The sequence below is a fragment of the Paracoccus stylophorae genome (genome assembly GCF_028553765.1).
In the GTDB taxonomy this organism is placed as follows: Bacteria; Pseudomonadota; Alphaproteobacteria; order Rhodobacterales; family Rhodobacteraceae; genus Paracoccus; species Paracoccus stylophorae.
Genome location: NZ_CP067134.1, coordinates 2,191,895 through 2,210,972 on the forward strand (window position 1 = coordinate 2,191,895; position 19,078 = coordinate 2,210,972).

The 19,078-nt window shown below is 64.1% G+C and carries 22 protein-coding genes and 2 tRNA genes; 8 read left to right on the top strand and 16 right to left on the bottom strand.

Annotated elements, in window-relative coordinates:
* Nucleotides 1-9: 9 nt before the first annotated feature.
* Genes JHW45_RS10725 through JHW45_RS10750 form a run of 6 tightly spaced genes read right to left on the bottom strand, consistent with a single transcriptional unit; the run spans nucleotide 10 to nucleotide 3,562 of the window.
* On the bottom strand, nucleotides 10-1,656 hold the full coding sequence (locus JHW45_RS10725; RefSeq protein ID WP_272857692.1) for a terminase large subunit: 1,647 nt from the start codon (nucleotides 1,654-1,656) through the stop codon (nucleotides 10-12).
* Nucleotides 1,656-2,051, bottom strand: a complete 396-nt coding sequence (locus JHW45_RS10730; RefSeq protein ID WP_272857693.1) for a P27 family phage terminase small subunit — start codon at nucleotides 2,049-2,051, stop codon at nucleotides 1,656-1,658. Before JHW45_RS10730 ends, JHW45_RS10725 begins: the two co-directional genes overlap by 1 nt.
* Nucleotides 2,051-2,368 carry a head-tail adaptor protein gene (locus JHW45_RS10735; protein ID WP_272857694.1) on the bottom strand — a complete coding sequence of 106 codons (318 nt, stop codon included), beginning with the start codon at nucleotides 2,366-2,368 and terminating at the stop codon, nucleotides 2,051-2,053. The genes JHW45_RS10730 and JHW45_RS10735 overlap by 1 nt, the downstream gene beginning before the upstream one ends.
* On the bottom strand, nucleotides 2,365-2,784 hold the full coding sequence (gp17, locus tag JHW45_RS10740) for a tail completion protein gp17 (protein WP_272857695.1): 420 nt from the start codon (nucleotides 2,782-2,784) through the stop codon (nucleotides 2,365-2,367). The genes JHW45_RS10735 and gp17 overlap by 4 nt, the downstream gene beginning before the upstream one ends.
* Nucleotides 2,781-3,242, bottom strand: a complete 462-nt coding sequence (locus tag JHW45_RS10745) for an HK97 gp10 family phage protein (protein ID WP_272857696.1) — start codon at nucleotides 3,240-3,242, stop codon at nucleotides 2,781-2,783. Before JHW45_RS10745 ends, gp17 begins: the two co-directional genes overlap by 4 nt.
* Nucleotides 3,239-3,562, bottom strand: a complete 324-nt coding sequence (locus JHW45_RS10750) for a head-tail connector protein (RefSeq protein ID WP_272857697.1) — start codon at nucleotides 3,560-3,562, stop codon at nucleotides 3,239-3,241. The genes JHW45_RS10745 and JHW45_RS10750 overlap by 4 nt, the downstream gene beginning before the upstream one ends.
* Nucleotides 3,563-3,788: 226 nt before the next feature.
* Here JHW45_RS10750 and JHW45_RS10755 point away from each other — a divergent pair, with 226 nt between their 5' ends.
* On the top strand, nucleotides 3,789-4,730 hold the full coding sequence (locus tag JHW45_RS10755) for an Abi-alpha family protein (RefSeq protein ID WP_272857698.1): 942 nt from the start codon (nucleotides 3,789-3,791) through the stop codon (nucleotides 4,728-4,730).
* A 4-nt stretch (nucleotides 4,731-4,734) separates the two neighbouring features.
* Here the strand turns inward: JHW45_RS10755 and JHW45_RS10760 are convergent, their stop codons facing one another.
* The 8 genes from JHW45_RS10760 to JHW45_RS10795 all read right to left on the bottom strand — a co-directional run bounded on the left by JHW45_RS10760 (nucleotide 4,735) and on the right by JHW45_RS10795 (nucleotide 11,326).
* Nucleotides 4,735-5,469 carry a hypothetical protein gene (locus tag JHW45_RS10760; RefSeq protein ID WP_272857699.1) on the bottom strand — a complete coding sequence of 245 codons (735 nt, stop codon included), beginning with the start codon at nucleotides 5,467-5,469 and terminating at the stop codon, nucleotides 4,735-4,737.
* Complete coding sequence (locus JHW45_RS10765) at nucleotides 5,462-5,824, bottom strand: HNH endonuclease (RefSeq protein WP_272857700.1); 363 nt, start codon at nucleotides 5,822-5,824, stop codon at nucleotides 5,462-5,464. The genes JHW45_RS10760 and JHW45_RS10765 overlap by 8 nt, the downstream gene beginning before the upstream one ends.
* Nucleotides 5,817-6,461, bottom strand: a complete 645-nt coding sequence (locus JHW45_RS10770) for a hypothetical protein (RefSeq protein WP_272857701.1) — start codon at nucleotides 6,459-6,461, stop codon at nucleotides 5,817-5,819. Before JHW45_RS10770 ends, JHW45_RS10765 begins: the two co-directional genes overlap by 8 nt.
* 4 nt (nucleotides 6,462-6,465) lie before the next feature.
* Entirely contained in the window at nucleotides 6,466-7,989 is a 1,524-nt protein-coding gene (locus JHW45_RS10775) for a phage major capsid protein (RefSeq protein ID WP_272857702.1), read from the bottom strand.
* Complete coding sequence (locus tag JHW45_RS10780; protein ID WP_272857703.1) at nucleotides 7,982-8,305, bottom strand: gene transfer agent family protein; 324 nt, start codon at nucleotides 8,303-8,305, stop codon at nucleotides 7,982-7,984. Before JHW45_RS10780 ends, JHW45_RS10775 begins: the two co-directional genes overlap by 8 nt.
* Complete coding sequence (locus JHW45_RS10785) at nucleotides 8,302-9,516, bottom strand: phage portal protein (protein ID WP_272857704.1); 1,215 nt, start codon at nucleotides 9,514-9,516, stop codon at nucleotides 8,302-8,304. The genes JHW45_RS10780 and JHW45_RS10785 overlap by 4 nt, the downstream gene beginning before the upstream one ends.
* Before the next feature lie 73 nt (nucleotides 9,517-9,589).
* Nucleotides 9,590-11,161 (bottom strand): integrase, encoded by a 1,572-nt coding sequence (locus JHW45_RS10790; protein WP_272857705.1) that lies wholly within the window; start codon nucleotides 11,159-11,161, stop codon nucleotides 9,590-9,592.
* 90 nt (nucleotides 11,162-11,251) lie between these two features.
* Nucleotides 11,252-11,326 (bottom strand) — tRNA-Thr (locus tag JHW45_RS10795).
* A gap of 132 nt (nucleotides 11,327-11,458) precedes the next feature.
* Between JHW45_RS10795 and JHW45_RS10800 the strand changes: the two genes are divergently transcribed.
* The 3 genes from JHW45_RS10800 to JHW45_RS10810 are packed head-to-tail and all read left to right on the top strand — an operon-like array spanning nucleotide 11,459 to nucleotide 13,417.
* Nucleotides 11,459-11,665, top strand: coding sequence for a hypothetical protein (locus tag JHW45_RS10800; protein WP_272857706.1), 207 nt, complete (start codon nucleotides 11,459-11,461; stop codon nucleotides 11,663-11,665).
* The gene (murA, locus tag JHW45_RS10805) at nucleotides 11,666-12,937 is read left to right on the top strand and encodes a UDP-N-acetylglucosamine 1-carboxyvinyltransferase (protein ID WP_272857707.1); all 1,272 of its coding nucleotides are present in this window, start codon (nucleotides 11,666-11,668) and stop codon (nucleotides 12,935-12,937) included.
* A gap of 3 nt (nucleotides 12,938-12,940) precedes the next feature.
* Nucleotides 12,941-13,417, top strand: coding sequence for a DUF2948 family protein (locus tag JHW45_RS10810; protein ID WP_272857708.1), 477 nt, complete (start codon nucleotides 12,941-12,943; stop codon nucleotides 13,415-13,417).
* Between the two features lie 63 nt (nucleotides 13,418-13,480).
* Here JHW45_RS10810 and JHW45_RS10815 read toward each other — a convergent pair.
* Nucleotides 13,481-13,557 (bottom strand) — tRNA-Arg (locus JHW45_RS10815).
* A gap of 69 nt (nucleotides 13,558-13,626) precedes the next feature.
* Nucleotides 13,627-14,115: a GNAT family N-acetyltransferase gene (locus JHW45_RS10820; protein ID WP_272857709.1), complete on the bottom strand. Its 489-nt coding sequence runs from the start codon at nucleotides 14,113-14,115 to the stop codon at nucleotides 13,627-13,629.
* Between the two features lie 211 nt (nucleotides 14,116-14,326).
* On the opposite strand from JHW45_RS10820, the gene JHW45_RS17985 reads away from it, so the two are divergent.
* From JHW45_RS17985 to JHW45_RS10835, 4 genes are read left to right on the top strand one after another with little or no spacing between them, the layout of a single operon-like run.
* Nucleotides 14,327-14,926, top strand: a complete 600-nt coding sequence (locus tag JHW45_RS17985) for a twin-arginine translocation signal domain-containing protein (RefSeq protein ID WP_473087548.1) — start codon at nucleotides 14,327-14,329, stop codon at nucleotides 14,924-14,926.
* A 48-nt stretch (nucleotides 14,927-14,974) separates the two neighbouring features.
* Nucleotides 14,975-17,410: a formate dehydrogenase-N subunit alpha gene (gene fdnG, locus JHW45_RS10825; protein WP_473087549.1), complete on the top strand. Its 2,436-nt coding sequence runs from the start codon at nucleotides 14,975-14,977 to the stop codon at nucleotides 17,408-17,410.
* Nucleotides 17,407-18,369 carry a formate dehydrogenase subunit beta gene (fdxH, locus tag JHW45_RS10830; RefSeq protein WP_272857711.1) on the top strand — a complete coding sequence of 321 codons (963 nt, stop codon included), beginning with the start codon at nucleotides 17,407-17,409 and terminating at the stop codon, nucleotides 18,367-18,369. Before fdnG ends, fdxH begins: the two co-directional genes overlap by 4 nt.
* A complete protein-coding gene (locus JHW45_RS10835) occupies nucleotides 18,369-19,055 on the top strand; it encodes a formate dehydrogenase subunit gamma (RefSeq protein ID WP_272857712.1) in 687 nt (228 codons plus the stop codon). Before fdxH ends, JHW45_RS10835 begins: the two co-directional genes overlap by 1 nt.
* The last annotated feature ends 23 nt before the right edge of the window (nucleotides 19,056-19,078 follow it).

The following is a 19,078-nucleotide window of genomic DNA, read 5'->3' on the forward strand; positions in this document are numbered from 1 at the left end:
TCTCACTCGTTACAAAATTAGCAACCCGGCAACATCCGGGTCGTCATATCTGGATTTCGTCTCATGGGCGCTCACGGCGCGGGATACGGCCATCGCGGACGCAACGGCGGCGTCGATCCGGCTGTTCGCGCGGGCCTTGTGCATGCGAACCAGCCCGGTCGTCGGGTTGCGGCTGGTCACGACATTCTCGAAATGCTGGCGCATCACTGGGTCGCCGTTGTGGCGGATCAGCCGCCCGGTCACGATCCGCTCAAGCTGACCGGCAGCAACGCCCATCGGCAGCACCCGCTGCGGGAAGCCGAAGACGGGCAACCCATCGTCATGCAGCCGCTGCATCATCAAGGCGGCAAGATGCGGGTCCACCGCGATCTCCTGCACGTCGAAGGTCGCGCACAGGTCGCGAATGTGGTCCTCGACCATGCCGTTGTCGATGATCGGGCCGGGGCAGACCTCTATCAACCCCTCGTCGCGCCACCGCTCATAGGGCGCTCCGTCACGGTCGCCACGCTGGCGCAGGTTCTCGCCCGGCACGAAAGCGCGCGACCTCAACGTGATCTGCCCATCGTCGTGCCGGAAGCAGATGGCCACGGCGGTCAGGTCGCCCGAAACGGACAGGTCCACGCCGACATAGGCCGGCAGCGTCTCCAGGTCGGCATCGCCATCTTCCAACGCGCGCTGGTCGTAAATGTCCAGATCGAACAGCGGGTCGCGGCTGTTGGCCTGCCAGATATTCAGGTTGAATTGCTTGAAGGACGCCAGTTCGGCGGGGTTGCCTTCCGCCTCCTTCGCCAGCGCCCGCAGCCCGGCCAGCGACGGAAAGCCATAGGCCAGACCGGGATTGCAGCGATGCCAGACGGCTTCGTCCTGCCAGTCTGCATCCGGTTCGGCGGCGAACAGAACCGGAAGGAATTCGTCGTTCTCGATCTCGCCCGATGCCACGCGGCGCGCATAGTCGAATTGATCGGCGGCAAGCCCTTCCGATCCGCGACCGGCGGTCGTGGCGATCACCATCAGCGTGTCATCCAACTTAGCCTGCCCGCTCTTGATGGCCTCCCACAGATCGCGCCCGCGCCATGCGTGAACCTCGTCAATGAGCGTGAAGGATGGCGTCAGCCCGTGGGCGGCACCGCCATCGCTGGCAAGGGCGGTCAAGGTCGATCCGTTCTTTCCGAAGGTGATCTGCTTCTTGCTGTTGAACGCATCGCGGATCGTCACCGCCTTCATCAGCCGCTTGTCCTCGCGGATGATGTTCGCGGCCTCGCGAAACCCGATGCTTGCCTGTTCACGGTCGCAGGCGGCGAAGACCACCTGCCCGGCGGGCCGCGTCTCGGGGCCGAACAGATGCAGCAGCGCCAGCGCAGCGGCCAGGCTGGTCTTGCGGTTGCCACGGGGCAGCATCAGGAACACGGTCTTGACGATGCGCGACCCGTCAGCGTGGCGCGGCCCGTAGATGCGCCTGACGATGCGTTCCTGCCAGTCGCAAAGCTGGAAGGCGCGCGGATGGCTGTTGGTGTTCGCTGCCGCCGGGGCCGCGTTGGTGTTGTCGGCGTTCGGGTGGCGCAGCCGGCGCAGAAATTCCACCGCGCGCTCGCCATGCCCAAGGGGGTCGGGGATAGGGCTGCCGTCATAGATCCATTCGGGAAACGTGCTGGCCATCACCGCACCGCCAGCGGGTCATCGCCGTCATCTTCATCGGCGTCCTTGTCCAGCAGCCGTGCCCGGCTGGACGGGTCCAGCCCCAGGGACGCCGACAGCCGGGCAGCGGTCAGCATAGCGGCGTTCTGGGTGCGCAGCCATTTCGCCATGTCCTCACCCTTCTGCCTGCGCCGGAGCTCTGCCTCCACGATCAGACCGCGCGCCACGCAATACGCCTCCACGAAACCCAGATCGGCCTGACAGATCAGCCCGCGCCGGATCAGCATGGGCAACACGCGGTCCCATTCCTTCGCCGCGAAGGGCGTCAGATGCTTGGGCACCGGCGGCTTGCGCTTGATGGCGTCAGGATCGCGGCCCGCAGGGGTCTTCACGCCGCGCAGATGGGTCGCAGACATCAGCCCACGGCCTCGCACCGGATTTCCAGCCCGCGTCTGCGCCCGATCTCTTGCAGCCCGACGATGTTCCACGCGCGGCCCGCATAGGTCAGCCGGTCGGCGGTCGTGATCGTCTGCACCGGCCAGCGGATCAGGAACACGGCGCGGTTCTTGTCGCCCACGATCTGGTTCAACAGGAATTCGTCGGTGCTGGCCTCCTTGACCTCGGCGCGGGTCGTCAGGATCGGCAACCAACGCTGCCGGGCGGTGCCGTTGTCGTTGACCAGCAGTTCCAGCCGCTCGATCTGGATGCGCGCCTGTAGCTTGCCGGCCCTCATTGATCCCTCCACCGGATCGTGGCGCGCAAGGCGACGGTGCCGAAACTGGCATTGGCGACAGCGCCGGCCTGATCCACCCAGGTCAGGTGCGGGCGCTGCCATTCGTCTATCTCGAAACCCTCGGCCTCGGGCGCGTCGATCAGCGCCATGAAGACCCCAGCCGCGATGCCTTCGCCCGTGCCCGACCCATCGGCGTCGGCCCAGACATGCAGCATGGCCGAAACCTCGGCCACGATCTGCCCACCGGCAGCACGACCCAGGATTTCGGTGCGGGCCGGCGACAGGATGATGCTGGGGAATTCCGACGGTCGCCTGTCACCGGCGCGGATGCGCTCGGGCAGCACCGATGCGGAAATGAACGGATCGGCCAGCAGGCGGGCGCGGACTGCCTGTTGCAGGGCGAGGGACGGGATCATGCCGACGCCTCCTTGATGGCTTTGCGGATCGCGCGGTTGATCCGGCGCTGGACGCGGGCGCGGTTCAAGCGCCAGCTAGGCAACAGGAACGGCTGCGGGTCGGTGCCGGGGTGCTGTGTGCCCGCGAACAGCCCGCCATTGACGTGCGGATCGGTGCCAAATTCGATCAGATGCGCATGGCGCACATCGGGCGCACCGGCCGTCACAGCACCCTGCAAATCGTGCAACTTGCGCCGCCCATCAGTGCCGTATGCGGGCGTCGTCTGGCCGGGGCCTGTCGCCTCGATCGACCGGATCAGATCGCCATCGTCCCGGCTCGCTTCGGCCAGCGTCTTCGCGTCGGCGGCGATCTCGTTCACGGATTTCTGGATGGCCGGCTGGACCTTGGCGACGATCTCGGCCGGAAGGGCAGCAAGGCGGCGGGCCAGCGCATCGCTGGATCGGCGGGTGATGCTCACGGCGTCACCTCGTCCTCGGCAGGCTCCACGGGCGCGACATAGCCGGTGATGCGGTCTTTCAGCGGCGACAGCAAATCAAGGACGCCGAAGGGCAACATATACTGATTGCTGAATGTGATGGCCTCGCGGGTCTCATACATCTGCGCCACCAGCAGCAACGCGGCCTGCGCCATCAGGGCGTTGTCGGGGTCGAAGGGCTGGCCGGTATAGGCGCTGATCCACATGGCGCTGACGTTGCCGTAGTGGGTCAGAATCTGGTCGTCTTGATCGTGGTCGATCACAAGATGCGCCCGGATCAGGGACAGCGGAAGGGCAGGCATATCGGGGTCACTCGCAACAAAAAACTGGTATAGTTGCAAAAATATCACACTCAGGCGTATTCCGCCAGATGGAAACTTATTTCATGGGTATCTTGTGCGCGCCTCACCACGCCGGTCCTGTCTGACGCCTCAAAGTCCGAGACCACCCCGGCATCAGTAAGTGGTGTCTTGACGGCAGACTAATTTTCGGCAGAGTTAAAGCAGGCGGTCCTAAACAGAGGTGAATATGACCGAAAATCCAATCAAGGTAAACGTCAATATTCCGGGCGGGGCTATCGATAAAGCAACCGCTGACTTAATGCTCAAGGCGTTTGGTGGTAGTGCCGAAGAGGCAGGCGGATTAGTCGGCGATGTTATTGGAGTGCTCAGAGATCAAGTCAGCGCGTTCAGATTCAACAATCGTCGGCGAATAGCCAACCGAACACGCGCGAGGCTAATTGAACAAGGTATTTCAACCGAAGATGCGTTACCGCTCCCCAATCGTGAGATTGGTCCCGTCCTTGAAGGTATCTCCGACGTGGATCAGCCAGCTTTATCAGATCTATGGTCGGGTTTAATTGCATCTGCTCTAAATCCGAATACGAATTTAACAGCAGATCGATCTTTTACTGGCACTATCAACCTGTTAAGTGAAGTTGATGCTCTCGTTTTTACTTTGCTGATTAATAGCAAAAAGATGCTTTCTTTAGTAGAAGAATATGCTCCAAAGACATCTCCATCCATTCAGAGCTTTGATGATAGGTGGCATGAGAAGACAGCAACGGTCAGCAATGAGGGCAGAAAGAAGTTATTCGATAGAATACAGCCAGCATGTTTATATTTTAACAATGCACTGGATCAAATTAGCCCCGAACAATTGAGCGCGTCTCTTGATAATCTTATCAGGCTAGGTGTGGTGACTTACGGCCCGGACAAGGCCACTGCTAGTCGTTTAGCAGCGTTCAGCACATCGATATCGAGAGAGAGACCAGAACATATAATCGGAAGAATATTAGAAGAATTACAGAAGCCGGGCAAGCTGCGCGACCGATGGAAAGAATACCCTATTGAGCGGGCTACCGGACGCTTGCCGAAATTTAACATTCACGCGACTGATTGGGGCGAAAGACTGGCGGCGGCATGTATGATTGAATTGCCGAAAGAGATACAAGATACTATTGTTACTTGATTTCCTAACCGTGCCCGCGCCTGATTGGTGGCGTGGTGATGGCGGCGGCGAAGGTCCAGCCGGAACGCAGGCGCTTGGCGATGGTCTGCTTGGCGATGCCGGTGCGCTCCGACCATTCCAGCAGGGTCAGGCGCTCGCCGTCGTGTTCATAGGTGGTTGTCGATGCTGATGGGCGGCGCTTGCGGCTGGCGGCGCTCTTGCGGGACATTACGATGTTGTAGGACGCGCGGGCCTCTGCGGCTGCATGCTGCTTGGCCTCTTGCCGTGTCAGCAGGAAGGCGCGATCCGTTGCCCAGCCGCGGTTGAGGCGGTTGTGCGCTAGTTGAAGATCAACGCCCGTGCGCTGGCACCATTCGGATGCGGTGCGCGTGGTGCCGTTGATCGTGAATTGCCGGTCGGGGAACGGGATGCGCTTGGGCTTGTCGTCGGACGCTGCCTTGCTGAAGGTCTGGCGGTTCATCTTGGTGCCGGCGATCAGGTCTTCGGGCGTGGGTGCCTGGGCGATCTTCACACGCATCCGGTCAACAAGTGCCTGCGCGTCGATCCCGGCAAGGGCGCAGACCTCGGACAGGTCTTTGCTGGGGGTCGTCAGGTAGCTGCGGGCCTCTGCGCAAACGCGCACCTTGTTGTGCGCCTCGAATTCGCCGGATGGGCCGATCAGCGCATCCTCGATGGCGGTCAGCAGGACGACCTGCCATAAGCGCTGGCGCGGGTCGGTGGCGGGTTCGCGTTCAAACATCGGCCTTGGCCTCGGCCCGCTCCTGGCGCTGTTTGGCGCTGTTGTGGCAACGGGCGCACAAGGTTTGCAGGTTCGACCACGACAGCAGCAGCGCCTTGCGGCCCTTGTGGGGAACGATGTGATCGACCACCTCGCCGGGGTTTCCGCAGAATGCGCAGAACGGGTGCAGGCGCATGAATTCGGCCCGCAGCTTGCGCCATTCCACGCCGTATCCGCGCTGCGATGCCGTGGGCCTGTTCCTGTCGTGCTTGGCCTTGCGGGCGCGGGCCGCAGCGATCTGGCAGGCGCATTGCTGGCCCGCCGGAACGATCTGGCCGCAGCAACCCATCAGGCGTGGCGGGCGCGAATTAGCCATGCTGTTGCGCTTTCAGCCGGCGCAGCCCTTCGCGGTCAAATGCCGGGTCGTGGCCCTGCTCCTCGATCTGGCGCAGGCGTTCGGGCGTGTAGGTGTCCCGGTCGGTCTTGGTGGTGGTCTCGGCGGTGCCGGTCGCGCCGGGGGTCAGCTTCACCAGCCGGTCGATATGGGCGCGGAACGCCGTCTCGATCTCGGCGGGTGAAGCCGCCCACGTCTCTGTCGGCGTCCATCCCAGCCAGCCGGTCGCATACTGGAACAGTTGCGCGAAATACTCGCGCATGGGCATTGCAGCCCCCTCGTCACCGCCTTGGCTCGGCGCTTCGTCGGCGCTGTCTTCACCTGCTTGGATCAGGGCGGCTAAGATCGCCAGACAAGCCGCCTGCGCGTCAGGGACGAAACGCGACAGGGGCTTGCCGGCGATGGCGGCAAGAAGGGTTCGGGCTTCTTGCCGATCCGCAGCGGCGGCGAGGATCACCGTGCGGATGGTCGTGAGGGATTGCGTCAGCAACCCCTCGTATGCGCCAGCGATCCCGCCGGGCATGTTCTCCAGCGTGGTCGCAGCCCGCAGCGATGCCCTGAGGGTGACGGTTCGTCCGCCATGCTCAAGGTCGATCTCATATGCGGGCTGCACCGACATGGGCTTAGACGGCCATCGCCAGCTTGCGGAACGCAGCGGCGCGCACAACGGCGGCACCGACGCGGCGGCGGGCGTGGTAGCGCATCAGGCCATTGACGCGAACGCTGTAGGGGTCGGCCATCATCGCCAGCGCCAGCCGGTCATAGATCCGATACCCACGCTTGAAGTCGCCGAAGATCACCGGCTCGGCATCGGCGGCAATGTCGGGCATGTCCACGGCTTCGACCACCGGGCGACCAAGGATCGTCTCGGGCTGGCCGGCCTGATAGCTGGGCTGCCAGATATAGTTGCCGTCGCTGGTCTTCATGCTGCGGATGGCGGCAAGGGTCTGGCCGTTCATCACCCACGTGCCGGCATTGCGATAGGTCGTGGGAAGCGCATACATCAGGGCGATCAGCGCATCCGGCGACAGCGCGGCGGTGTGGCCGTTATCGACGGTCTCGATCTCCGCGTTCGCCATGAAGCCCGAAGGTTCCAGCGCGGTGTTGCCGTGAACGAACGAAAGCGCCTCCTTCTGGCCGAAGTCCTCTGCCAGCGCGAGGGTGACTTCCGGCAGCACGTTGTCGCTGTCTTCCGCCAGTTGAAGCGACAGATCGACATAGGTTGCCAGTTCCTTCACCGCGATCTCGGCCTGATCGAAGGTCGGTTCGCTGCCGGTGCGCGCGGCGGTCTCGCCGACCCACGCGGCGTTGGTGATCGCGGTGCGCTTGGGCAAGACCACGCTGGCGCTGGTCGTGCTGCGCACATCGGCGATGGCGCGGATCGGGCTGAATTCCACCAGATTGCGAAGGAATTCGGCGCTGACATCCTCGGGGGCCAGGACATGGTTCGCGGTGTCGCTGGCCGTGGTCAGGGCCTTGCTTTCCGCGCTGCCGGTGGACAGGTAGTTGATGAAGCTCTTGCGCTCCACGTCGCCCTGCACGATGGCCGGTGCGCCGGGGCGGTTGCCCTTGGCTTCCAGCTTGTCCAGGCGCGACAGCACCGCGTCCAGCTTCTTCTGATCGAAAACCGGCGCGTCATTGGCCGGGGTGGTCTCGGCCTTGGGGGCCAGTTCTTCGTTCTCCACGGTGATATTCTCCTGTGATGTGGATTGCGATTTCAGGGACGTGATCTGTGCGCCGGGGTGGCATGGCACCGCGACAACAGAGATTTCATGCAGGGCCAGCTTGGCGATGCTGCGGCCCTTGGGGTTGCGGGTGGCCTCCTTGGTGACAAAGCCGATGCTCAACCCGCTGACGGCACCGGCGCGGATCATGGCGCGGACCTCGCGGGCGCGCTCCACGTCATCGACCAGCAGCTTGCCCTTGACGGTCAGGCCGGTGTCGGTCTCCGCGATCTCGTTCCAGACGCCGATCACCTGCCCTTGGTCATGGGCGAACAGCATCGGCAGGCTGGCGGGCTGGTCGAACGCGCCCTTCTCGATCACGTCGCCCACGCGGTCGGGTCCAGAAAATGGCCAAGCCGTTCCGGTGATCTCGCCTGCGTCGGTGGCGGTTAGCTGGGCTTTGACCTCGATAAAGTCAGTCATTGGTCTGCACCTCGTCAGCGCCCATCCATCGGGCCGTGATAACGTCCAGCGCCAGCGGCAGGATTTCCCCGATGGGCCGGTTCTTGGCGTAGGTCTCGACCAGCCGGGAAGCCTCTTGCGGATCGGTGTTCGCGCCGATCAGGCCAAGCCGGATGATCTCGACCAGATCGACCAGCCGGAAGTCGCTGCGGGACAGGCGAACGAACAGCGCGCCGATCCCGGTGCTGGTCTTGGTTTCCAGTTCGGCGATCATCGGATCGGACAGCAGGAAGTCGCGTTCGCCATCGCCGAAGAAAGCCCGGTGGGTGATATTCATGCGTCATCATCCAGTGCGGGATTGGCCGGGGCGGTCGTCCCGGTGCTGGTGTAGGGGTTGTCCAGGCTGTCGCCACCTTCGATGGGCGGCATGTTCATGCGGGCGCGGACCTCATTGGCGGTCATGGCACCCATGCTGCGATACTGCCCGAACGCAGCCGCACGGGCCGCGTGATCGACCGACAGCATGTCGTCCACGTTACACTCGATGTAGCGGGTGGCGCGTTCCTCGGGCCTCAGCAGGCAACGGCTGTAAGCCGCCTGCCATCGGGCAATCCACGGGCGAAGGGTGCCGGTCAGGAATTCACGCTGCGCCTGTTCGTAGTTGCTCCAGGTGGCGCGGCTCATCTCGAACAGCGATGCGGGCGGGACGCCGAACGCCCGCGCGATCTCGCGGATTTGTTCGCGCCGGACCTCGGAAAATTCCGCGTCGGCCAGCTTCATCGCGATCTCGTGGAAGGTCATACCTTCATCCAGGATCGCGGTCGAACCGGCCTGATCCCCGCCATGCGACCGGAACCAGCTTGAAGCGATCTTCTTTGCGCCTTCCGCGTCCAGCTTGTTCGGGTGCTGGATCACACCAGAAGGTCTGCCGCCATTGGCGAAGAAACCCGCCATGTGCGCCTCGGCGGCGATGGCAAGCCCGATGGCCTCTTTCGCCAAGGTGATCGGGCTGACGCCTCCAAGGGCCTGAATGTGCAGCACGTCCTGAAACGGCAGGACGTGTTCCCCGCCATCTTTCAGCCGGATGCGGTAGGACGGTTCGCCGAAGTCGTCATGCTCGATGCTGACCGCGCCGGGGTCCATGCGCAGCATGAAGACCGGGCGTCCGTCTGCATTGCGGGCGACCTGCGCGAAGCCGTGGCCCCGCAGCAAGGCGTCGGCGGTCAGTTGTTCGCGAAACGCCTCTGCGCTTGTCCAGTCATTGGCGTGATCGTGAACCAGCGCGAAGGCCGGGTGATCCTTCGCGGCCTCGCGGTCCTCTTGGCGATAGACCTTGAAGGGCAGCGTGGCGACGGATTCGGCAATGAGGGAAACGGCGCGGCGAACAGCAGGGACGCGCATCGCGGTTGTGGCGCTGACGCTGACGCCGGATGCGACGGGCGCGACACCGAACAGCCCAAGCAGCCGGTCGTCGGGCAGGGCCAGTGATTTTTCTTCGATGGGCTGGCCTTGGCCGAAGGCTCGGCCAAGGCGCGACAGGATGGACACTCGGATACTCGCTACAAACTACTGTGGCAAATATGCCACACATGCAGGATTTGTGCAAGCCGAATGTGTTCCGTCAGGGCAGCTTGTAGTCGGGCAGCGCGTCAATGACGCGGGCCTTCGCCACCACCGAAACGTCGCCGTAGTCATCCGATGCCGTCTTGCCCGCGTGGCCTTGGATCGCGTCTGCGATCCGATCCGACAACCCCAGTTCCCGCGTCAGCGACTTGAATCTGTGCCGCCAGCCATGCGACGGCTGCACCCCTTCCGGCACAAGATCAGCCTCTTGAAGCCATTGCGATACGCGACCGGCGGTCACGCGCGCCGATGCAAGGTATCTCTCCGGCTTCTTGCCGCCATGAAACAGCGGGCCGGCAGATGCCGAACGGATGAAGTCGGCAAAGCCCAATGCGACCACCTGCCGGTGTAGCGGAACGTCGCGATAGCCGCCCGCCTTGACGCTGCCAGCGTCGGGCGTGATCCTGACCACCCATCGGTCGCCCTCTTGTCGAACGTCCTCTTTCCGTAGCTGCGCCATTTCAGCGACACGCGCGCCGGTGAAGGCGCAGAGGATCGGCAACCAGCGTTTCGCAGCCGTGATGTGGGCGCTCTCGCGGTTGGCCGGGTTGTCTGCCTCTTTGGGTGTGTAGCTGGTCGAGAATTTCAGGACCGCGACGGCCTCGGGTGTGGTGTAGCCGCGTTCGCGGGTGCGCTGCGCCTTCGCGACGGGTTGCCGAACGGCCTCTGCCTCATTGGTGGGCAGGCGGTCGTTCTCGAACGCCCACCGCAGCAGGGCGCGGACGCTGGCAAGATACTTGTTCGCGATGGTCTTGGGCGATTTGCCTTCGACCAGCAGCTTGTCGCGCCAGTCCAGCAAGTTCCGTTTCGTGATCTGGCGCGCGTCGGAATGACCCAGGAATTTGACCAGATGCAGGATCGCAGCTTCCCATCCTCGCGCGCCGTCCTTGTGCTTGCCCAAGGCTTGCCGCGTGGCGATGTAGTCCTTGAACAGCGCCTTGATCGGCACCGGGTCTGGCTGGTCGTCAGGCGGCGCTGCGTTGGCGATAAGCGGATGCTCGGGCTTGCCGGCGAAGTTGCCTTCGTCGCGCTCCACGGTGCGCGCAAGCGCCTCTAGTTCACCAACAGCGATGGCGCGGGCGATCATGCGCCATTCGTCGGTGGCCGGCGCTGCCGTATGGTTGCCGGTCTGCCGGAACCGCTCGACCTGCTCACCGACAAGGACGGCAAGGCGCTGGTCGTCAAGGGTGCCGGCGATGGCGGCGCGAAGGTCGGCAACATGCTGGTCGTCTATCGACAGGCTCGGCCAGCGCGGATCGTTCCGAAGCGCCTCGTCCATCGCGATTCGCTGCCGGTAGTGGCTGGCGGCGATCTGGTCGGGCGTGAGGGGGTAACGGCCCACCTGCGCCACCATAGCGCCCTGTGACGCGGCCTTGCGCTCGGCCAGCGCCAATTCGTGTTGCAGGACCGCGACGGCACCGGGCAAGTGCTTCATCGCCGTGCGCCGATCAGGGCCTAGCGGATGGCGAAGTTCGGTCTTGCCGACGATCCGGCGAAGGTCTTTCGGCACGACCAGCCGGGCGAAGAATCTGCCGTCGCGGTTGAGAAGGTATCGGGTTGCGCCTGCCATGTCACACACTCGTTTGTAACGAAATTTGTAACATCAGAATGACCAAAGCCCCTGCAATGCAAGGGCTTTTTGACAAATCAATAGGTTAGATGGTGCTGCGAGAGAGGATTGAACTCTCGACCTCTCCCTTACCAAGGGAGTGCTCTACCACTGAGCTACCGCAGCATCGTGTGACGGGCGTTTAGACAATGGCCGATGAACGCGCAAGGGGGTGGGGCCAAGTTTTCGTGGCGTCCGGGCGGCCGCGATGTGCGGGCATTGCTGGACTGTCGCCGGCCCTGACGCTAACAGTGCGGCATGAAAGGTCGGGACCGGGACGCGCGGGACAAGGACGGGCAGGACAAGGCCGCCTCGGCGCGCGAGGACAGGCTGCGCGCGGCGTTGCGTGCCAATCTACAACGGCGCAAGGCGCAGGCCCGGGCGCGCGCGGCGCAGGACGCGGCCGCAGACGACGCATCGGGCGACGACCGACCGGACGACAGGACAGGCAAGGACGACAGCTAGATGGACCAGATTATCGTTCAGGGGAACGGGCCGCTGAAGGGCGAGATCCCGATCGCGGGGGCGAAGAACGCCTGCCTTGCCCTGATGCCCGCGACCCTGCTGACCGATCAGCCGCTGACGCTGACGAACGCGCCGCGCCTGTCGGATATCCGCACCATGACCGAGCTGCTGCAAAGCCTTGGCGCCGAGGTTGCCAGCCTTCAGGACGGTCAGGTCCTGGCGCTGTCCAGCCACGATCTGACCAGTCACCGGGCCGATTACGACATCGTGCGCAAGATGCGCGCCTCGATCCTGGTGCTGGGGCCGATGCTGGCGCGCGACGGGCGCGCCATCGTGTCCCTGCCCGGCGGTTGCGCCATCGGCGCGCGCCCCGTGGACCTGCATCTGAAGGCGTTGGAGGCGATGGGCGCGGAACTTGACCTGCGCGACGGCTATGTCCACGCCAAGGCGCCGCTTGGCGGGCTGAAAGGCGCGGTGGTCGATTTTCCGCTGGTCTCGGTCGGCGCGACCGAAAACGCGCTGATGGCGGCCACGCTGGCCCGCGGGACCACGGTGTTGCAGAACGCCGCGCGCGAGCCCGAGATCGTCGATCTGGCCCGCTGCCTGCGCGCGATGGGTGCCCAGATCGAGGGCGAGGGCACGCGCACGATCACGGTCGAGGGGGTCGAGACGTTGCAGGGTGCCACCCATCCCGTGGTGACCGACCGGATCGAGCTGGGCACATACATGCTGGCGCCCGCCATCTGCGGCGGCGAGGTCGAGTGTCTGGGCGGGCGGATGGATCTGCTGCCGGCGTTCTGCGAAAAGCTGGAAGAGGCCGGCATCAGCGTTCAGGACACGCCGCGCGGGGTCAAGGTGTCGCGGGCCAATGGCCGCGTGCACGCCGTCGATGTCACGACCGAGCCCTATCCCGGCTTTCCGACCGATCTTCAGGCCCAGTTCATGGCGCTGATGTGCCTGGCCGAAGGCACCAGCGTGCTGGAAGAGACGATCTTCGAGAACCGGTTCATGCACGCGCCCGAACTGATGCGGATGGGCGCGCAGATCGAGGTTCACGGCGGACACGCCACCGTCACCGGGGTGGACAGGCTGCGCGGGGCGCCGGTCATGGCGACCGATCTGCGCGCCTCGGTCAGCCTGATCCTTGCCGGGATGGCCGCCGAAGGGCAGACCACGCTGAGCCGGGTCTATCATCTGGACCGGGGTTATGAGCATGTCGTGCGCAAGCTGCGCGGTGTCGGTGCGCAGATCGAGCGCGTGAAAGAGGAGTAGAGGATGACGAAAGACGCGCGCTTTGCCGATGCGGATGCCCGTCCGCTGGCGCTGATGGCCGTGGACGAGGACGATCTGAAGATCATCTCGGCCCTGTCGCAGGACGCGATCCTGCCTGCGTCGGAAATCGGCTTCGATGCCGGCGCGCGGCGTCTGGCGCTGCTGATCAACCGTTTTCGGTGGGAGGACGCCGATCAGGCCCGCGCCGCCGGGCGCGAGTTCGAGCGGGTGCGGTCGCTGCTGATCGTGAACGACGTGCTGCGGATGCAAAGCGACGGCATCGACCGGGACGAGGACATCGTGCTGGAACTGCTGGCCCTGACCTGGACGCCCGGCAAGGACGGCACCGGACGCCTGTCGCTGGAATTTGCCGGGGACGGCACGCTTGCGGCCGAGGTCGAATGCATCAACATTGAACTGCGCGACGTGACCCGCCCCTATGTCGCCCCCTCGGGCAAGGCACCCAGCCATCCCGATTAGGCGGGCAAACCGCGCTGCTGGCGGACACTGACGGGTGCGGCAGGCCGGCCCGGCGGCGGAACGTGGCGACCCCGGAAGGACTCGAACCCTCAACCTGGCGATTAGAAGTCGCCTGCTCTGTCCAGTTGAGCTACGGGGCCGCGCTGTGGGCGCTTTCTGCGTGATCCGGCGCGGTTGCGCAAGCCGGTTGGCGCGGCCGTGCGGGGTTTTCAGGCGGTGTCGTCCGGCAGGGTCAGGGTCATGAAGATGCTGTTGGGATCGGGCCCGTAATCGCCGAAGGGCAGGCATTCCACAAAGCCTGCGCGGGCATACAGGGCGCGGGCGGCGGCAAAGCTGTCCTGCGCGCCGGTTTCCAGCGACAGTCGCGACAGTCCCGCATCGCGCGCATGGTCGATCATGTGCCTCAGCACCGCGCGCGACAGGCCGCGGCCGCGATATTCGGTCAGCACATGCATGGATTTCAGCTCTCCCTGCCGCTGGCCCCATCGTTTCAGCGCGCCCATGGCGACCGCGCGTCCGGCGACCCGCAGCACGAAAAAGTCGATCTGCGGCGCGCGCAGGGTGTCGCGCGGCATCATGTGGATCGATTCGGGCGGCGTGTCGGCATGCATGTCGGCCACGTGGCGCTGAAAGATCAGGTCCAGATCGGCGGACAGCGGGTCTTCGGTCGCGATACGGATATCTGTGTCGTCTTTCATCGGCCTCTCCTGCGCGGCGCAGTGAAAGCGCGGCGCGCGCGCAAGGTCAAGACGGCGCGACATCCGCGCCGGATCGTTGCCAGCCCGGTTTGGGTGACGGCGGGCTGCAATCGCAGGTGGTCCGCAGGGGCCTGTTTCGCTTGACTTGTCGGCGGATGCTTTGCAACATCATGATGTACCTATCTGTTGGACAGGCAAAGTGGAGGGTTCCATGAATATCGACCTGACACGCCGCAGCTTTCTGAGGCTGGCGGGTGCGGGCGTTGCGGCAACCTCGCTTGGGGCCATGGGCTTCGGCGAGGCAGAGGCGGCCGAGGCGGCGCATGTGCGCGCCTTCAAGCTGACCACGACGACCGAGGCGCGCAACACCTGCACCTATTGCTCGGTCGCCTGCGGGATCATCATGTATTCCAAGGGCGATGTGAACGCCGGCGAGAAAGCCGACCTGATCCACATCGAAGGCGATGCGGACCACCCGACGAACCGCGGCACGCTGTGTCCCAAGGGCGCGGCGCTGAAGGATTTCGTCAAGTCCGAAAGCCGCCTGACCCGCCCGCGTTACCGCGCCGCCGGCGCGTCCGAGTTTCAGGACATTTCCTGGGACGATGCGCTGGACAAGATCGCCCGCGCGCTGAAGGACGACCGCGACGCGAACCTGTTGCAGGTCAACGAGGCCGGGGTGCCGGTCAATCGCTGGACGACCACCGGGTTCCTGGCCGCCTCGGCCACCACGAACGAAACCGCATGGCTGACCTACAAGACGGTCCGGTCCATGGGGATCGTCGGATTCGATAATCAGGCGCGCGTCTGACACGGCCCTACGGTAGCCAGTTTGGCTCCAACTTTTGGCCGTGGCGCGATGAGCAACGCCTGGACCGACATCAAAAGCACCGATCTGGTGATCGTGATGGGCGGCAACGCCGCCGAAGCCCATCCCTGCGGCTTCAAATGGGTGACCGAAGCCAAGGCGTCGCGTGGCGCCAAGCTGATCGTGGTCGATCCGCGCTATACCCGCACCGCCAGCGTGTCGGATTACTATGCCCCGATCCGCCCGGGCAGCGATATCGCCTTCCTCATGGGGGTGATCCGCTGGTGCATCGCCAACGACAAGGTGCAGTGGGAATACGTGACCAACTTCACCAACGCCGCCTTGCTGGTGAAAGAGGGCTTCGGCTGGTCGGACGGCCTGTTCACCGGCTATGACGAGGAAAAGCGCGACTATGACAAGGCCGACTGGGATTACCAGATCGGCGAGGATGGCTTTGCCCGCGTCGACATGACGTTGCAGGACCCGCGCTGCGTGTGGAACCTGCTGAAGACGCATGTGGACGTCTATACGCCCGAATTCGTCGAGAATGTCTGCGGCACGCCCAAGGACAGGTTCCTGCAGATCTGCGAGATGATCGGCGAATGCAGCGCGCCCGACAAGGTCATGACGTCGATGTATGCGCTTGGCTGGACGCAGCATTCCAAGGGCGCCCAGAACATCCGCGGCATGGCGATGCTGCAGCTGATCCTGGGCAATATCGGGATGCGCGGCGGCGGGATGAACGCGCTGCGGGGTCACTCCAACATCCAGGGCCTGACCGATCTGGGCCTGATGTCGAACCTGATCCCCGGCTATCTCAGCATTCCGACGGAAAAGGAACCGGACTGGCAGACCTATATGTCCTCGCGCGAGTTCAAGCCGCTGCGACCGGGGCAGACCAGCTATTGGCAGAACTATTCCAAGTTCATGGTCAGCTTCATGAAGGCCATGTGGGGCGATGCCGCGACCGAGGAGAACGACTGGGCCTATCACTATCTGCCCAAGCTGGATGTGCCGACCTATGACATCCTGCGCATGTTCGAGCTGATGAAGCAGGGTCAGGTGAACCTGTATTTCTGTCAGGGCTTCAACCCGCTGATGGCGTTCCCGAACCGGGCCAAGCTGACCGAGGCTTTGTCCAAGCTGAAGCTGCTGGTCGTCATGGACCCGCTTGAGACGGAAACGGCGCATTTCTGGGAAAACCACGGCGCGTATAACGACGTGGACCCCGCTGCGATCCAGACCGAGGTGCTGGAACTGCCCTCGACCTGCTTTGCCGAGGATGAAGGCGCGCTGGTCAATTCGGGCCGCTGGCTGCAATGGCACTGGCCGGGGCCGACCCCGCCGGGCGAGGCCAAGCACGACACCTGGATCATGGCCAACCTGTTCCAGAAGGTGCGCAAGCTGTATCAGGAGGAAGGCGGCGTCTTTCCCGACCCGATCCTGAACCTGACATGGGACTATCAGGACCCGCTTGACCCGTCATCGGCGGAACTGGCCCGCGAAATGAACGGCCGCGCGCTGCGCGACGTGGCGGACCCGGCCAATGAGGGCGCGACCCTGGTGGCCGCCGGCAAGCAGGTGAAGAACTTCACCCAGTTGCAGGACGACGGCTCGACCATGTGCGCCTGCTGGATCTTCTCGGGCTGCTGGAACGAGGACGGCAACAACATGGCGCGGCGGGACAATTCCGATCCCGACGATGTCGGCATGTTCCTGAACTGGTCCTTTGCCTGGCCGCTGAACCGGCGGATCCTGTATAACCGCGCCTCGGCCGACCTGCAGGGCCGTCCGTGGGACCCCGACCGCAAGCTGATCGAATGGACCGGCGAGAAATGGGAAGGCTATGACGTGCCCGATATCGGCGTCACGTCCAAGCCGGGCGAGGTCATGCCGTTCATCATGAACCAGGAGGGCACGTCCCGCCTGTTCACCCGCGGCATGATGCGCGACGGGCCGTTCCCCACCCATATGGAGCCGTTCGAGGCGCCCATTGCCAACGTGCTGAACCCGAAGATGCGCGGCAACCCGGTCAGCCGGGTGTTCGTGGACGACGCCGAACAATTCGCCACCAGCGAAGAGTTTCCCCTTGTCGCCACCTCGTATCGCCTGACCGAGCATTTCCACTACTGGACCAAGCACAACAAGGTGAACGCCTCGTTGCAGCCCGAGTTCTTCGTGGAAATCAGCGAGGAATTGGCGGCCGAGCGCGGCATCACCAGGGGCGGGCGCGTGCGCGTCTGGGGCAAGCGCGGCGAGGTCTGGGCCAAGGCCGTGGTGACCAAGCGGATCAAGCCGATGCAATGCGACGGCAAGACCGTGCATGTCGTCGGCATCCCGCTGCACTGGGGCTTCAAGGGCGCGGCCAAGAAGGGCTGGGGGCCGAACACGCTGACGCCCTTTGTCGGTGACGCCAACGTGGAAACGCCCGAATTCAAGGCGTTCCTGGTCAATATCGAACCTGCAGCAGAGGAGCCGGTGGCATGAGCGTTGCACCTCAACCGACCACATCCGCCTCGAACCCGCCGGTGCAGCCGCTGGAATCGAACCTGCTGCCGTCCGACGTCGTCCGTGCCTCGGCGACGCCGGATCTGCCGCAGCCGGATCGTCAGCTGACCCGCGTGGCCAAGCTGATCGATGTCAGCAAATGCATCGGCTGCAAGGCGTGCCAGTCCGCCTGCGTCGAATGGAACGACACCAACCCGGCCATCGGCGAGAATACCGGCGTCTACGAAAACCCGCACGACCTGACGCCGGACATGTTCACGCTGATGCGGTTCAGCGAATGGGAAAACCCGGCCACGAACGAGCTGGAATGGCTGATCCGCAAGGATGGCTGCATGCATTGCGAGGACCCGGGCTGCCTGAAGGCCTGCCCGGCCCCCGGCGCCATCGTGCAGTATTCCAACGGCATCGTGGATTTCATCCACGAGAACTGCATCGGCTGCGGCTATTGCGTGACCGGCTGCCCGTTCGACATTCCGCGCATCAGCAAGGTCGATCACAAAAGCTATAAATGCACGCTGTGTTCCGACCGCGTGGCGGTGGGTCAGGGTCCGGCCTGCGCCAAGGCCTGCCCGACCAAGGCCATCGTCTTCGGCACCAAGGACGACATGCTGGCCCATGCCAACGAACGGGTCGAGGATCTGAAATCGCGCGGCTATGACAATGCCGGCATCTACGATCCCGAAGGGGTGGGCGGCACCCATGTGTTCTATGTGCTGCATCACGCCGACAAGCCCGGCATCTACAGCGATCTGCCCGAAAACCCGCGCATCTCGCCCATTGTCGAGGGCTGGAAAGGCGTTACCAAGACCGCCGGCATGGCGGCCATGGGGGTTGCGGCGGCCGGGGCCGTGCTGATGGGGCTGTTCACGCGCAACAAGGTCGACCCCGAAGAGGAAGAGGCCGCCGAACGCCTGGTGCAGGATCGGGAGGAAGGGTGATGCGCAGACCTTTCTATTCCGACCCGGCCGATCATATCGAAAGCACCGATCCGGTGCGCGTCAGCCGCTATCGCGGCATCACCCGGCTGAACCACTGGGTGACGGCGTTTTCGCTGATCGTCCTGGCGCTGTCGGGTCTGGCGTTCTTTTCGCCGTCGCTTTATTTCCTGACCGGCTTGTTCGGCGGCGGGCAGATCGCCCGCTGGCTGCACCCGATCGTGGGGGTGGTGCTGTTCTTCAGCTTCCTGCTGCTGTTCCTGCAGATGTGGCGGCTGAACCTGCCCAAGCCCGAAGACACGACATGGCTTGCCAATATCGACGGCGTGGTGACGGGAAACGAGGAAAAGCTGCCCGAATTGGGCAAGTACAATGCCGGGCAGAAGTTCATCTTCTGGGCGATGTCTGTGCTGATCGTGGTGCTGATCGTGTCGGGCATCATGATGTGGGAACAGTATTTCGGCGGCATCGTGTCGATTCCCACGCGGCGCGTCGCCACGCTGATCCACTCGATTGCGGCGGTTGCCATCATCCTGGTGTTCATCCTGCACGTCTTTGCCGCGTTCTGGGTGCGCGGCACGCTGCGCGCCATGACGCGCGGCGACGTGACCGGCGGATGGGCCTGGCGCCATCACCGCAAATGGCTGCGTGAAGTCGCTGGACGTTCGGGCAGCGGCCCGGCAGAATAGGCGACGAACCCCCAGACCCGGTG